The organism is Alteromonas infernus, assembly GCF_902705815.1.
The window spans coordinates 66,023-80,532 of sequence record NZ_CACSIG010000075.1 but is presented as its reverse complement, the minus strand read 5'-3'; the positions used below and the strand labels follow the sequence as shown (position 1 = coordinate 80,532).

At 45.5% G+C, this 14,510-nt stretch carries 9 protein-coding genes; 3 read left to right on the top strand and 6 right to left on the bottom strand.

Annotated features, from left to right (window positions below; translation table 11 throughout):
• Positions 1-304: 304 nt before the first annotated feature.
• The 3 genes from ACX5J7_RS17420 to ACX5J7_RS17410 all read right to left on the bottom strand — a co-directional run bounded on the left by ACX5J7_RS17420 (position 305) and on the right by ACX5J7_RS17410 (position 5,421).
• Positions 305-2,500, bottom strand: a complete 2,196-nt coding sequence (locus ACX5J7_RS17420) for a malate synthase G (protein WP_498707670.1) — start codon at positions 2,498-2,500, stop codon at positions 305-307.
• A gap of 98 nt (positions 2,501-2,598) precedes the next feature.
• Complete coding sequence (locus ACX5J7_RS17415) at positions 2,599-3,543, bottom strand: LysR family transcriptional regulator (RefSeq protein ID WP_012519038.1); 945 nt, start codon at positions 3,541-3,543, stop codon at positions 2,599-2,601.
• A gap of 282 nt (positions 3,544-3,825) precedes the next feature.
• Entirely contained in the window at positions 3,826-5,421 is a 1,596-nt protein-coding gene (locus ACX5J7_RS17410; protein ID WP_015067634.1) for an isocitrate lyase, read from the bottom strand.
• 359 nt (positions 5,422-5,780) lie between these two features.
• Here ACX5J7_RS17410 and ACX5J7_RS17405 point away from each other — a divergent pair, with 359 nt between their 5' ends.
• The 3 genes from ACX5J7_RS17405 (at position 5,781) to glsB (ending at position 9,500) form a co-directional block, all read left to right on the top strand.
• Positions 5,781-6,740: a chemotaxis protein CheV gene (locus ACX5J7_RS17405; RefSeq protein WP_012519036.1), complete on the top strand. Its 960-nt coding sequence runs from the start codon at positions 5,781-5,783 to the stop codon at positions 6,738-6,740.
• A gap of 224 nt (positions 6,741-6,964) precedes the next feature.
• On the top strand, positions 6,965-8,431 hold the full coding sequence (locus ACX5J7_RS17400) for an alkaline phosphatase (RefSeq protein WP_020743958.1): 1,467 nt from the start codon (positions 6,965-6,967) through the stop codon (positions 8,429-8,431).
• Between the two features lie 160 nt (positions 8,432-8,591).
• Positions 8,592-9,500 (top strand): glutaminase B, encoded by a 909-nt coding sequence (glsB, locus tag ACX5J7_RS17395; protein WP_498707767.1) that lies wholly within the window; start codon positions 8,592-8,594, stop codon positions 9,498-9,500.
• Between the two features lie 47 nt (positions 9,501-9,547).
• On the opposite strand, the gene ACX5J7_RS17390 is transcribed toward glsB, so the two are convergent.
• The 3 genes from ACX5J7_RS17390 to ACX5J7_RS17380 are packed head-to-tail and all read right to left on the bottom strand — an operon-like array spanning position 9,548 to position 14,434.
• Positions 9,548-10,900, bottom strand: coding sequence for a lipocalin-like domain-containing protein (locus ACX5J7_RS17390; RefSeq protein ID WP_024016635.1), 1,353 nt, complete (start codon positions 10,898-10,900; stop codon positions 9,548-9,550).
• Entirely contained in the window at positions 10,897-13,686 is a 2,790-nt protein-coding gene (locus ACX5J7_RS17385; RefSeq protein WP_498707669.1) for an FtsX-like permease family protein, read from the bottom strand. The genes ACX5J7_RS17390 and ACX5J7_RS17385 overlap by 4 nt, the downstream gene beginning before the upstream one ends.
• A 55-nt stretch (positions 13,687-13,741) precedes the next feature.
• Positions 13,742-14,434, bottom strand: coding sequence for an ABC transporter ATP-binding protein (locus ACX5J7_RS17380; RefSeq protein WP_043960661.1), 693 nt, complete (start codon positions 14,432-14,434; stop codon positions 13,742-13,744).
• Positions 14,435-14,510 lie beyond the last annotated feature (76 nt).

Here is a 14,510-nt window from a genome sequence, read left to right as displayed (position 1 = left end):
CTCCGTTTTATTAAGGCTAAAGCGTATGCAGTTTAATTTTTCATTGAGCACAACCGCGTCGCCTTTTAATAGAAGCTTAGTTGACAGGCTTTATAACGGCAAAATAGCGAAGGGCTTTTCGTTCATCTCTTTAGTCTAAGGTGTTGCTGTTTCGCTACATTGTGTGAATAACGCTATTTGGAATGTGTTAATTGTCACAGCGCGAGTTCTAAAAAATTTGATTAATAAAAAAGCCCACTCCTATTTAAATAGCGAGTGAGCTTGATTTGTGTGGTATCAGGAATTTAAGTTTAAAAGGCTAAGCCTAATTACCTGCCAGCTTCGCCTTCATCTCGCGTCGACGGGCGTGCAATAAAGGTTCGGTGTAACCGCTAGGCTGCTCTTTACCTTTGAAGATGAGGTCGCTTGCAGCTAAGAAGCCGATTGAGCTATCTAAATCAGGCGTCATAGGAATATATTCAGGGTCACCTGCGTTTTGCTCATCTACCAGTACCGCCATGCGTGCTAAAGATTCTTTTACCTGATCTACACTTACAATGCCGTGCTCTAACCAGTTTGCGATATGCTGCGATGAAATACGTAAGGTCGCGCGATCTTCCATAAGGCCAACATTGTTGATGTCTGGAACTTTTGAGCAGCCTACACCTTGGTGAACCCAGCGTACAACGTAGCCTAAAATGCCCTGAACGTTATTGTCGATTTCACGCTTTATACTTTCACGTGTAAGCGTTGAGGCATCTTCTAACAAAGGAATAGTGAGTATATCGCTTAACCCATCAAAATTCGCATCTAGCGACTTTTGAACGTCAAACACATTCACGTCGTGATAATGAAGCGCGTGCAGTGTTGCTGCAGTAGGAGAGGGCACCCATGCAGTATTTGCCCCAGCCTTCGGGTGACCAATTTTAGCATCCATCATATTTTGCATTTCATCAGGTATCGGCCACATGCCTTTACCAATTTGCGCTTTACCAGAAAGGCCACAGCGAAGACCTACGGCAACGTTTGCGGTTTCGTAAGCTTTAATCCATGGCATAGCTTTAAGGGCGGCTTTTTCTGCAAACGGCGCGGCAAGCATTGAGGTATGTATTTCATCACCCGTTCTGTCCAAAAAGCCTGTGTTGATGAACACAACCCGCGAGGTTGCTTCAGCGATACACGCTTGTAGATTAACACTCGTACGACGTTCTTCATCCATAATGCCCATTTTAAGGGTGTTGGTGGGAACGTCGATGATAGGCTCGATAGCGCCAAATAGTGCGTTAGAGAATGCGACTTCTTCTGGCCCGTGCATTTTAGGTTTAACGATATAAATACTGCCCTCGCGGCTGTTTTTATATTTGCTGTTTCCTAAAAGATCATGCTTTGCGATAAGTGAAGTGACTAAACCGTCCATGATCCCTTCTGGCACTTCTTCACCGTCAAAAAGCATGGCGTCGTTGGTCATAAGGTGACCGACGTTTCGAACGAACATTAGGCTTCGGCCAGAAAGAACAAGCTCTCCGTCTTTTAACTGATTCTTTGCAGCGTGTTTAGAGGGCTGATACCTTCTATCGTCATGCATGGCGCGAACAAGTTGCTTACCGCCTTTTGTCATTTCAATGCTGAGCGTGCCTTTCATCAAACCTAACCAGTTGCTGTACACCAAGGTTTTGTCTTCAGCGTCAACAGCGGCAACGGAATCTTCGCAGTCCATAATGGTAGTCAGAGCGGCTTCAACCAGCACGTCTTTTACGTTCGCTGGATCACTCTCGCCAATCGGGTGAGTAGGGTCAATTTGAATTTCAAAGTGCAGGCCATTGTGCGCAAAAAGCAGGCTTGATGGGGCACTGATATCGCCTTGGTATCCTTGCCATTGTTCAGTATTCGCTAGGGTGGTTTCATCGCCATCGGTAAGCGTGATAGCCAGTTTACCCGTATCAATTTTATACTGTGTAACGTCTGCGTGGCTGCCTTTCGCTAGCGGTATCATGTTATCTAGGTAGGTTTTCGCTTTCGCTACTACTTTAGCGCCACGAACAGGGTTATAACTTTTCCCTGCTTCTGCGCCGCCTTCATCGCTTATAACGTCAGTGCCGTACAATGCATCATACAGGCTTCCCCAGCGAGCGTTTACCGCGTTAAGTGCATAGCGAGCATTATTAATAGGTACTACAAGCTGTGGCCCCGCCATAGTAGCAATTTCTGCATCTACGTTTTGTGTGTCGGCGGTAACGTTCGCAGGCTGCTCAACGAGATACCCAATGTTTTTAAGGAAGTCTGTGTATTCGCTACCACCTACCGGGTTCCCAGCTTTGTGGTAGTCATCAATAGCGCGCTGAAGTTGCTCTCGCTTTTCTAGTAGCGCGCGATTTTGAGGTATGAATTTTTCGAAGAGAGCTTCAGCGCCTTGCCAAAACGCCTCTTGGTCGACGCCAGTGCCAGGAAGTGCCTGTTCGTTGATAAAGTTATCGAGTTGTTCGGCAACCTGTAGTCGGCCCTTTGTGATATATCCTTGCATAACTACCTCTATACATTTGTCTGTTAACCCAGTGTAGTGTGTATAGAGATAGTTTTTTAATTTATGGTTTGTATTTTTGCCATATATTTAGTGAATGTTTAGCCCGCATTCATTTCGCTGGCCACATCGCTTATCAATCGGCGTAACCAAATGTGGCCTGCGTCGTGGTGAAGTAGGGCACTCCACGCCATTTTTAGGGCTATAGGCGGTATATCAAAAGGTGGCTCTTTAATTACCACATCAGGGTCGTGTTTAAATAAACGGGCAGCTTTACTTGGCAAAGTTGCAATAAGTTTTTGCTTTTTCGCAATTTGAAGGGCTGCGTGATAGTGGCGTGTAAACACACGAATAGCACGTTGCTTTCCAATTTTAGTTAACTCGGCATCAACCCACCCCAGTTTTTGTACTTCATTGGGGTCAATACCCACGCCCACACCAAACCCTGTTTTACTTACCCAAATGTGTTGAGCGCTTAAGTAGCCTTCAAGGTTACATTTTTCAACAAGTGGGTGGTCGGCACTCATTACACAACTGAATGTGTCGTACCAAATCACTTTTTGGTGAAATGACAAGGGAAGTTCCTCGAAGCGGTTAATCGCCATATCCACTTTCCCTTGTTCTACATCGTGGAACGTTACGTCGCTGGGAGTAATAAGATCTAGCGTGATGTTTGGGGCCAAGTCAGCAAGTCTTCCCACTAACTCAAGCAGCAGCGTACTTTCTGCATAATCACTGGTCATAATGCGGAAGGTTCTGTCGCTGGTCAGCGGGTCGAAGTCAGTTTCTGGCTGAATAGAGCTTTCTAACCGGCTAAGCACGTCGCGAATAATTGGCTGCAGTTCGAGGGCACGCTTGGTGGGGGTCATTCCGTCGCTAGTGCGAACGAGTAAAGGGTCTTTGAAGAGGTCGCGAAGGCGTTTTAGGCCGTTGCTCATTGCAGGCTGTGTAATACTTAGCTGATTTGCGGCTTTTGTCACACTGCCTTCGCGCAACAGCACATCTAAGTACACTAATAAATTCAGGTCGACCTTCGCTATATTCATTATTCTAATGCTCTTTTGAAACCTAATTAAACAGGTCTATTATAAAGGGTTTCTATTTGAATGTCAGATAAGCGTTTAGTCTTAATATAGGCTTTTATATAGCTATAAGCTATTGAATTTTCGTTGTTATGTCAGCCGTTTATGCGTTTCTTAAAAAGATGCATTTGTTTACTTTTTCAAGTTGATATAAATAGGCTGAATAAAAGGCGCAAAAAAGGGCACCCGAAGGTGCCCTGTAGGAAAGGTTGGGATGCTTTCCGTTTAACTCATTGCTGGTTCGCGTTATACGTCAAACTGATTCATGGTGTTATCTTCACCAGACGCTTTAAGTGCACCTTCACCAGAGAAGTACTCTTTGTGCGTATCACCTAGGTCAGAACCTGCCATCGCTTGGTGTTTAACACACGCAAGGCCTTGGCGAATTTCTTGACGCTGAACACCGCGTACATAAGCAAGCATACCTTCTTCACCGAAATAGCCTTTCGCAAGGTTGTCAGTAGACAGTGCTGCAGTGTGGTAAGTAGGTAGCGTGATAAGGTGGTGGAAGATACCGGCTTCACGTGCCGCGTCAGCTTGGAAGCTCTTAATCTTCTCATCAGCTTCTGCTGCAAGTTCGCTATCATCGTAATCTGCTGACATAAGCTTCGCACGGTCGTAACCCGACACATCTTTACCTTCTTCTGTCCAAGCATCAAATACTTGCTGACGGAAGTTAAGTGTCCAGTTGAACGATGGAGAGTTGTTGTATACCAGCTTAGCGTTTGGTACTTGCTCGCGAATAGCGTTAACCATTTCAGCAATTTGACCAACGTGAGGCTTTTCAGTCTCAATCCAAAGTAGGTCAGCACCGTGCTTAAGCGACGTAACACAGTCAAGTACTACGCGGTCAAAACCTGTGTTGTCTTTAAAGCGGAACAAACCGTTTGGCAAACGCTCTGGCTTAACTAGCTTGCCACCTTGTTTAAGAACTAGGTCACCTTCAGTTAGGTCGTCTGCGCCAGCAATGTCGGTAGTCTTAAGGAAGGCGTTGTACTGAGCTGCTAGATCGCCTTCTGACTGAGATACTGGGATCTTCTGGGTAAGACCCGCACCTAGTGAGTCAGTACGTGCAACAATAACGCCGTCGTCAACACCGAGTTCAAGGAATGCATAGCGTACAGCGTTGATTTTTGCTAGGAAGTCTTCGTGTGGCACGGTTACTTTACCGTCTTGGTGACCACATTGCTTCGCATCTGACACTTGGTTTTCGATTTGGATACAGCATGCACCTGCTTCAATCATTTGCTTTGCAAGTAGATAAGTTGCTTCTTCGTTACCAAAACCTGCGTCGATATCCGCAATAATTGGTACTACGTGAGTTTCGTAGTTGTCGATTTCAGCTTGGATAGCCGCTACATCGCCGCCGTTTTTCTTCGCGTCGTCTAGTTTGTGGAAAAGGTCGCCTAATTCACGGGCATCTGCCTGGCGAAGGAAGGTGTAAAGCTCTTCGATAAGGGCAGAAACTGACGTTTTTTCGTGCATTGATTGGTCAGGTAGCGGACCAAATTCAGAGCGAAGCGCCGCTACCATCCAACCAGATAGGTAAAGGTAGCTTTTGCTGGTTGTACCTTGGTGCTTTTTAACTGAAAGCATTTTTTGCTGGCCTACAAAGCCATGCCAGCAGCCTAGTGACTGTGTGTACTGAGACGAATCTGCGTCGTATTCAGCCATGTCTTTACGCATGATGCCTGCAGTATAACGGGCAATGTCTAAGCCAGTTTTGAAACGATTTTGAACTTTCATGCGAGCAGCGAACTCTGGGTTTATACCTTCCCACGTTCCTTTCTGTGCTGCCTTTAAGGTGGCGAAGTTATCAATGTCTTGTTGATATTGCGACATGAGCGTCTCTCCCGACTATAATTAAAATACTTAACGTTGTTTGTGTTTACGCTGTAGGGCGTTCCCGTTGATTCCATTTCATCCTAGTGCGTGGTTTGGAATAATAGAAATATATATTTTGCATTGCGGTCATTTATTTCGTGAATGTGCAGTGGTGGCAGGTGGCAGGTGGCAGTGGTGTAAGTCAGTTGTAAGTGCGAGCGTGCCACGCACTGTTGTTTATGTAGTCTGTCTATTAGCTGAAAGAGTAATAGCTTTGCCAAATTGGGCGAGGTAGGGTTAAGTGCAAAAAATCTTGCTGGGTAGCTGAAGGCCTATGTGTATCTAGCTTTTTGATTATAAAGTAAAAAGTGAGTTTTATGAGTAGCAGTGTATTGTCGTCGGTTGACCAAAGAACCAAGCTTGTTGGAGAAAACCGGCTTGAACTTTTGATGTTTCAACTTGGAACGCGGCACATATTTGCAATGAACGTCTTTAAAATTAAAGAGGTTATCAATGTGCCTAAGCTCAATATCATGCCTGGATCTCACCAGAACCTTAAAGGCGTGATGAACTATCGCGGCAGCTCAATACCCATTATTGATTTACGTCAGGCTATAAAAATTCGAGGGGGAGCCACCGAAGACACCGCTAAGAATGTGATCATTACTGAATATAATAGAAGCGTTCAGGGGTTTATAATTGGCAACGTTAAAAACATTGTGAACACGTCCTGGGGAACAATTCAGCCTCCTCCCTCCGGCATAGGGAAAGCAAACTATTTAACCGCCATAACTCAGGTGAATGTTGAGGGTAAACAAGAGCTGGTGGAGATCATCGATGTAGAGAAAGTGCTCGCTGAAATCATAGATTACGACACTTCTATCTCTGAAGAAGTCCTTGATAAGGACATCGTCAATCACTTTTTAGGGAAAAAGGTACTTATTGTCGACGACTCAAGTACGGCGAGAAAACAAATTAGAGACACATTAGAACAGCTTGGCGTCACCATCATTGAACGCAAAAATGGTGCAGAAGCTCTATCACTGTTGAAAAAGTGGGCTGATGAAGGGATAAACCCAACAGACGAAATACTTTTAATGTTCACTGACGCCGAGATGCCTGAAATGGACGGGTATCGATTGACCTCTGAAGTGCGTAATGACCCAAGAATGGCCGATTTGTTTATAGCCCTAAATACCTCCCTAAGCGGAAGCTTCAACGATGCAATGGTTGAAAAAGTCGGTTGTAATAGATTTATATCGAAATTTCAGCCAGATATGCTTGTTGACGTGGCTCAGCAACGCATGCGCGAGTACCTATCTTCATCTACGAAATAAATATTATAACGTCCACGTCATAGTACACGTTACCAAGGGGGCCGGCTGGTCGCCCTGTCCCGTGTTTATTTTATCCAAAAGCTTTGAGCATAGCGCTTGCCTGATTTACACTAATACGCCTTATCGCTAAACAAACATCACAAAATTATTCGCGATAGTGTCGTTTTTTGCATCTAGACTTCATCAACACATCTAGATGCCTTTACTTACTCAGGGAAGTTTAAATGATTAAACAATTTGTTCGCACATCCATTCTAAGCTGTGCGTCTATCGCCGTTCTAGCGGGTTGTGGTATCACTGAATCCGCACACCAGCCAGCCAATCACAATCGCGCCCAGCTACAGGGCGTGCCAAAGAATATCATTATGGTTGTGGCAGATGGTATGGGCCCGGCCTACACAACGGCATATCGAAACTATGTTGACGACCCAACTACACCAAACATAGAGCCCGTAGTGTTTGATGACATTTTAGTCGGAAATGCATCCACGTATCCGGCTCAAGTGTCTGGTTATGTTACCGATTCGGCTGCAGCAGCAACAGCACTGGCTTCGGGTGTGAAATCATATAATGGCGCTATAGGCGTAGATGTAAACAAACAACCTGTTAATTCGGTTATGTACTATGCGAAAAGCAAGAGCATGCGAACGGGTCTTGCAGTAACGTCTCAAATTGTTCATGCCACGCCGGCTTCGTATATTGCTCATAATGAAAGCCGCAAAAACTATAATGAGATTGCTGACGACTTTTTTGATGTGCGCGTAAACGGTGAGTTTGTCGCAGATGTAATGTTAGGTGGTGGTACGTCTTATTTTGAGAGAGAAGATCGCGATATTTTGGCTCAGTTTATCGACGCAGGCTATGAATATGCTGATTCATATAATCGCCTAGCTTCTGTGCCTGCCGGTAGTAATGTTTTGGGCTTATTTGCCCCAGTGGCGTTGCCCGCTGTTCTCGACGATAAGCGTAAGAACCGTCTTAAGTATCTAACAAAAAATGCCATTAAACATTTAGAAAATGATAACGGCTTCTTCCTATTAGTTGAAGCAAGCCAAGTAGACTGGGCAGGACACGCTAACGATATTGCTTCTGCTATGGCTGAAATGCATGATCTTGCTATTACCATGGAGTATTTGCGTGACTATGTAGAAGCGAACCCAGACACCTTGGTGGTATTGACGGCTGATCATAGTACCGGCGGTTTGACCATTGGCGCGAATGGCGACTATCGCTGGAGCCCGGAGCACCTTAAATCGCTTTCTGCATCGGTAATGACAATTGCACTTGAAATGGCAAACGAAGAAAACCCTGGCGAATTCGTCGCCGCTAAATTAGGCCTGTCACTAACCGAACAAGAGTTAGCTACGTTAAATAGCATATCGAACCAGGACGACAAAACGCGCTTTAGTGCTGTTAAAACGTTTCTTGACACCAAGACAAACACAGGCTGGACCACAGGCGGTCACACAGGCGTAGATGTTGAAGTGTTTGCCTTTGGCGCGGGTTATCAGTCGTTTATGGGGCAAATTGACAACACAGATATTGCGAAGAAAATTTTTAGCTTTATTGATAAAAAACAACCCGCAAAAATCGCTTTTCCGTCAAAGAAAGTATCAACTAACATTGAGCTTACTTCAGATGAAGATGACGACGAGCTTTGTGACTTTAAAGAAGACTGGCGCTGTAATTAACGGTCAGTTTAGCGTTTTGCTGAAGTGCTAATAGGGCATCGCGCTTAAAACAAAGTGCACTAAGCTGTAATCGATTGAATAAAGCGCCAATGTTTTTTAAAGCTGGCGCTTTATTTTTATCTGTTGGGAAATAAGGTAAAAGGAAAACATGAAAAGCGAAATGCTGTCGTTACTTCAAGATATATACGATGAAGTTGAACCTATGTTGGGTATGGGCAAGGTTGCAGATTACATACCCGCCCTGGCTACGGTAAACCCGAGGCAGTTTGGCATTTCAATTTGTGATACCCAAGGTCATATAACCTCTATTGGCGATGCCAGCGTGCCTTTCTCAATTCAGAGTATTTCAAAGGTGTTTAATTTGGTGTTATCCATTAACCACTATGGGGAAACTATGTGGGATAAGGTAGGGTGCGAGCCATCCGGTTTGCCTTTTAACTCATTAGTGCAGTTAGAGTACGAGCATGGTCTTCCTCGTAACCCCTTTATCAACGCCGGCGCGTTGGTGGTAAGTGATATGGTACAGTCTCGTTTTGCCTCACCGCATATTGCAATGAGAGACTTCGTTAGGCGCTTAAGCTGTAATGGCGAAATTGTGGTGAATAAAGAAGTGGCAGAATCGGAATTTGAGCACCGTTCTCGTAACGCAGCCATGGCGTATTTGATGAAAGCTTACGGTAACTTTGAGAACGAGGTTGAAGACGTACTTCGTAACTATTTCCATAATTGTGCGTTAGAAATGAGCTGTGAAGATTTAGCCCGCTCCACTAGTTTCCTAGCCAACGGCGGCTTCTCAACTTGTGCTAATGAGCAGGTATTAACGCCTTACCAAACGAAACAAGTTAACGCGCTTTTAGCAACCAGCGGCATGTACGACGAAGCAGGTAGCTTCGCCTTTAAGGTAGGCCTGCCGGGTAAAAGTGGTGTGGGCGGAGGTATTGTTGCCGTTGTGCCGGGCCGTTTTTCAATTTGCGTTTTCTCACCGGCACTTAATAGTGTGGGCAATTCACAACTTGGTGTAGCGGCATTAACCTCGCTCAGTGAGCGAATAAACTGGTCTATTTATTAGTGGGGGGAAACGGAGCGGGGCGTTAAATGGTGGAGTAACGTGCAGTATTAGTAGCCCGTTAGCTCCATAAAGCCGCTGCCTGAGTGTGAACCACTTATTTTAACGCGCCCTTCATAGTAGGGGAAAAGGCTGTCGTTCCACTGGTTTTTCTTAAATGCGGCAACAGTTGCGTTGATGTTCTTTTTTGGTATGCGTATTTGCCAAGCGGTTGGGACTGTTCGGTTAGTTTCACCAGATTTAATCGTTTCGTATTTCACCGGTGTTATAGATATGCTCGCTTGGTCGATGGTTTCTTTTATACCCTCTGTAGTAATATAGCTGGCGGTCGTGTAAACCTCGTTTTTTTCGTTTTTGCTGCGTCCAGTGCTTGCATGCATGCGAAAAGCCATGAGTTTACTGCCATCGTCTAGGTGCAGTGAAAACCAATCCCACCCCATTGCTTGGCTATTGGCTAAATGGCTCGTCCACTCGTGATCAAACCAGCCTTTACCGCTTACCTTTAGCGTTTTACCTTCGATGTTTACGGTGCCATTCGCCTGAATAAAAGGCTGGCTGTAATAATACGAGCGCAAGCGCCCGTCTTCTGTTTTCTTGCTATAGCCGTTATCGCCATGTTTTATAAACGGGCCTGTGGCACTTAAGTTTAGTGACACGCTAACCGCGTTATTATCTAAGGTGTATTGTGATGAAGGTGATGTTGCCGTTGGTAGCGCTGCATTCATTGCCACTACGCTGCTCTTTGCGTTTTTCTTTTCATTGCCAAACGTAAATAATAACGAAGAGGGGAACATCCCATTACTTTCACTCGCGGCTTCTTTACTGTTATTAGTCGCAGGGCTTTTCCATTGCCAATCGTCAATGACAGCTGTAAAGGGCTGTCTTTTTACGTAAGCATTACCCACGTTGCCGGCAGCAAAACGCTCTTCGAAATAATGTCTGTTTTTTGTATGCAGCGATGCATGTCCCATCCACTGTTGGGTATTCGCCCAATGGCTTTTGGCGTGTTGCTGGTCGCCCCTACTATCGGTATTAAAGCGGAAAAGCGTATATTGAAGGCCTAACTCTTCACCTGTATCGCTTGTTAGCACAAAGGTTAGGTACCACCATTCTAACTGAAAATCGGGATGGCTTTCGTGGTCAGAAGGTAAAGATAGATAATTATCGCGCTCAACGGTAGCGAATACCTCGCTTGACTTTATATCGCCAAAAAAACGGTTTGGCGCGCTGCTTTCTTCACCTCTGATGTCTCTCAATGCCGCATTGCCTTCAACAGGTGCGCTATCGCAGGCGTTAAGCAAACAGCACGCGGCAAATAACACTAACAGCGTGAATGAAAAGCGTGTAAGCGGTTTTAAACAAAGCGCGCTAAGCATTTTATTAGCAGGTCCACCTTGTGTCATAGCTGCGCCTCCTGTCTAAGATCAATTTTGGGCCTTAGTTTTCCTAAGGGAAGCAAAAGCACGAGCGATACAATAAGTAGTGATACTCCTACGCTTGCGAACAGTACCTGAGTGTTTATAGCAAGCGGGTACACCCAATTAAATGCATACCTATTTACCAAGTTAATAAACACATACGCCAGATAAATACCGAAAGGAATAGCGAGTAGTGCCGAAAGCAAACACAGCAACATGTATTGCATAAAAAGCGCTAACTTTACTTTGAACTGGCTTACGCCAAGCGCCCTTAACACAGATAGCTCGGCAGCACTTCCTAAGGTAAGTACGGTAAGGGAAACAGCAAACGCAATGCCAGCAACGAGTAAAGTAGTAATATTAAGGCCATCAGTTAATACAAAGGTACGGTCGAAAGTTTGCATGGAAATATCCAGCAGCTCTTGCTTTGCATAAAGAGAGTATTCCCCCTCCTTTGCCTTCAGCGCGCTTAACGCATCGTCAACTTTTGTGTTAGGTGTAGCATTTTGCTTGGCCATGCCATTAAATAAAACGCTATTACCGGTGTCTTGGTTGGCGGGGTACAGGGCCATTACTCCAGAAAATAGCGCGTTTTTGATAACGTCGTTGTCTTGGGAAAAGTAGGGGAGGGGCACTAATATTTGGCCGTTCAAATTGCCGTAATCAGGATAGATACCCAAGACTTTCCACGTTGGTGTGGTAGAAAAAATGTCGGAAACCTCCTCCAAAGCGCCCGGTTTGGAGGAGGTTTGCGCAAAGCTCGCAGAGGAAGGAGAATCGCGCAGCCTAATGTTTTCAATACGTAGCGTATTGCCTAATTCAATACCGTGGGCAAAAGCCAGTTGCTGGTTGATAAATACCCCTTTTCCTGTCACAAATTTACTCCACGCAGCATCTAGGCTCAGCTCGGTGAGTGCATCAAGTACTAGGGCGTTTTTACCCGTTTGATGCACCGGGTAACTGCTTATTGATACCGCCGAAGGAGGCGTATTGGCAGCTATTTTTTTCGAGCTATTAGGGTAAACGCCTAACACTTCACCTTGCGCTTTAAGTAGCGGTGTTGAAGAAAGGGATGGCGGGAGTGTGACCTTCGACAGCGGTAAATCGGTGTACAGGTAGTAGGGAGAATAAAGTCTTTGAGTTAACCACTGCTCAGTTGCGTTTCTAAAACTGTCGGTCATGGTGTTCATGCCAATGTTGGCCGTTAACGCAATGAAAAAAGCACACACGGCTAACCGGGTTTTGCCCGAGAGCAAGTGCATGTTTGCAATAACATAATAAAATACCGGCCACTTTTGGGGAGCCATGCTCGCCAAGCCTTTAGATAGTATTGGCAGCCAAAGTAATACCAGTGCGCAGCTGAATAACAGCAGTAACGCAACGAACAGCAGCGCTGTTGCGGTCGAAGCAATAAGCTTTTCAATAAGGATTAGAAACACGACAGCCGTTACAGACGCCACAAGTACTACAACCAAAGGTAGGCTTTTCCCTTCTTTTGCCCCTTTTAAGGTTAATGCATTAGAAAGTGTTTTAATGGGAACTAACGCAAACAGGACTAACGATGAAAAGGTTACGGTAAGGGCGAGGGTAAACAAAGCAAGTAAGTTTACATCTGGGTTCACGAACACCGCACTGAACAGCGATGTAAAGGTGCCACTTATAATGGGCGACAAGAAAGAGGCGGCTTGAAAGCCGACGAAAATGCCTAACGGGGTGCTCACTATGCAATATAAAAACAGTTCTACATATAGGGCGCTGATCAGTGTCGCGGTAGAGACGCCAAGCTGACGCAGCCGAATGATATTGGGCAGGCGAGCGCGGTACATTAAATTGAGCGCATTAAGTACAATAAACAGGGCTACCACGCCCATAAGTGCGCTCATGGCCCACAGGTTTAGCCTAAAGCTCTCTGGCAGCGAGCCCGTTTCGTTGATTGCATCGCCGCCGGCCAAAGACACTCTTGTGCCAAGGAGCGCTTCTAAATGACGGATATCTTCTTCGGTAAGGGAAACGAACGAGATGAACCCCGCAAGCGGCACCTGTATTGACGTTGGTTCCTCACGAGAAGCGTGATTCGCTGCATCGTTGGCTATGCGTACTTCCCCTTTGTAAAAATCAGCAATAGCAATTAAAAGGGTATTGTGGGGCACAGTGCTTGTCGTTACCGCGGTAACCGATGCAGGCCATAGCGGGGGCTTATCCACTTCGCTTAACACCTTGTGACAAGAAAGCTTCGCGCTGGTCGCAGGGTGAATAAGCCCTTTGACGGGAAACGAAGGTGAGCGTGCTGGTCTAAATACTCGGGTGTTACTGTTTACCTGGGGTGACGTTGAAGCCGCTTGTGAAGCCATACTTTGAAGGCGATTTACTTCACGTTGGGGTAAACCTTTAAAAGTGCTGCCTAAGAAGGGCTGCGTGTCTACGCCGATGAGTTTGAGCATTACCGGGCTTTTTTCATTGTCTTTGCAGGTTAAAACGACGTTTCTTTCGGCAAATGCAATAAGTTGAGTAAAGCCACTTTGTCGAATTAGCGCGTATTGTTCTTTGCTGAAGTGGGTAGCCTTATCAGCAGGTACAATGATGTTGTTAGAAAGTAGCCCTTGCTCGCGCTGTAACAGTTCTCCCTGGGTAGCGCCTTCGTTTATAAGTAATACGGTGATAAGCCCAGCGTTTGCTAACAGTATTGCAAACATAATAAGCAGTGGCTCCCAAGGCCGCTTTCTCGCCATGGCAAACAGGGCCGATGTGGTTAGAAGCAACGTACGCAACATTTTCTCCTTTGGCGTCTTACTATCTCGGTAAGCTTACGTGTAGCAAGAGTAGACACTAACGAGCTGTGGTTAGTGTGGCATTGTCAATGTTAGCGCGTTCAAGCACGCCTTGATGTAACTGCAGTGCACGATCGGCTTTTACCGCTACTTCATTACTGTGTGTAACCACTACAAGCGTGGTGTTAGTGTGTCTACAGGTTTCAAAGAGCAAGTCAGATACTGTATCGCTGGTGGCTTCATCAAGATTACCGGTGGGCTCGTCGGCAAGGACAAGGGCTGGGCGGTGAACCAGCGCTCGTGCAATAGCGCACCGTTGCTGTTCGCCCCCAGATAAGTTACTTATGGGGTGTTGAGCAAGAGATAAAATACCGAGCTGCTTCATAAGCGCAAGCTGGTAGTCTTTATCAACGTTTCCTTTAAGCCTTGAGGTAAAGGCAATGTTGTCCCACGCGTTGAAACAATCGAACAGGTTAAAGCTCTGAAAGACAATACCAAGGTTTTCTTTGCGAAAATTATCAATTTTTTTGGGGTTGCTGCCGTTATTCACAATCGACAAGTTATTAACCAAAATGTCGCCGCTATCTGGCTTCTCGAAACCTGCTATTAATGAAAGCAATGTGGATTTTCCGCAGCCTGATGCCCCCTGAATGCTAATCGACTCGCCCTTTCGTGTGTTAAGAGAAAGGTTATTAAGCAATGGTGTTCCGGCGTCTGAAAATGATTTTTTGAGCTCTTTTATAATTAGCATACGTAGGCTTTGTCGTTGTAGTTTTGGGTCGTAGTCGTTATTTAGCGCGTTTAGTATTTTAAGTATCAGTATACGT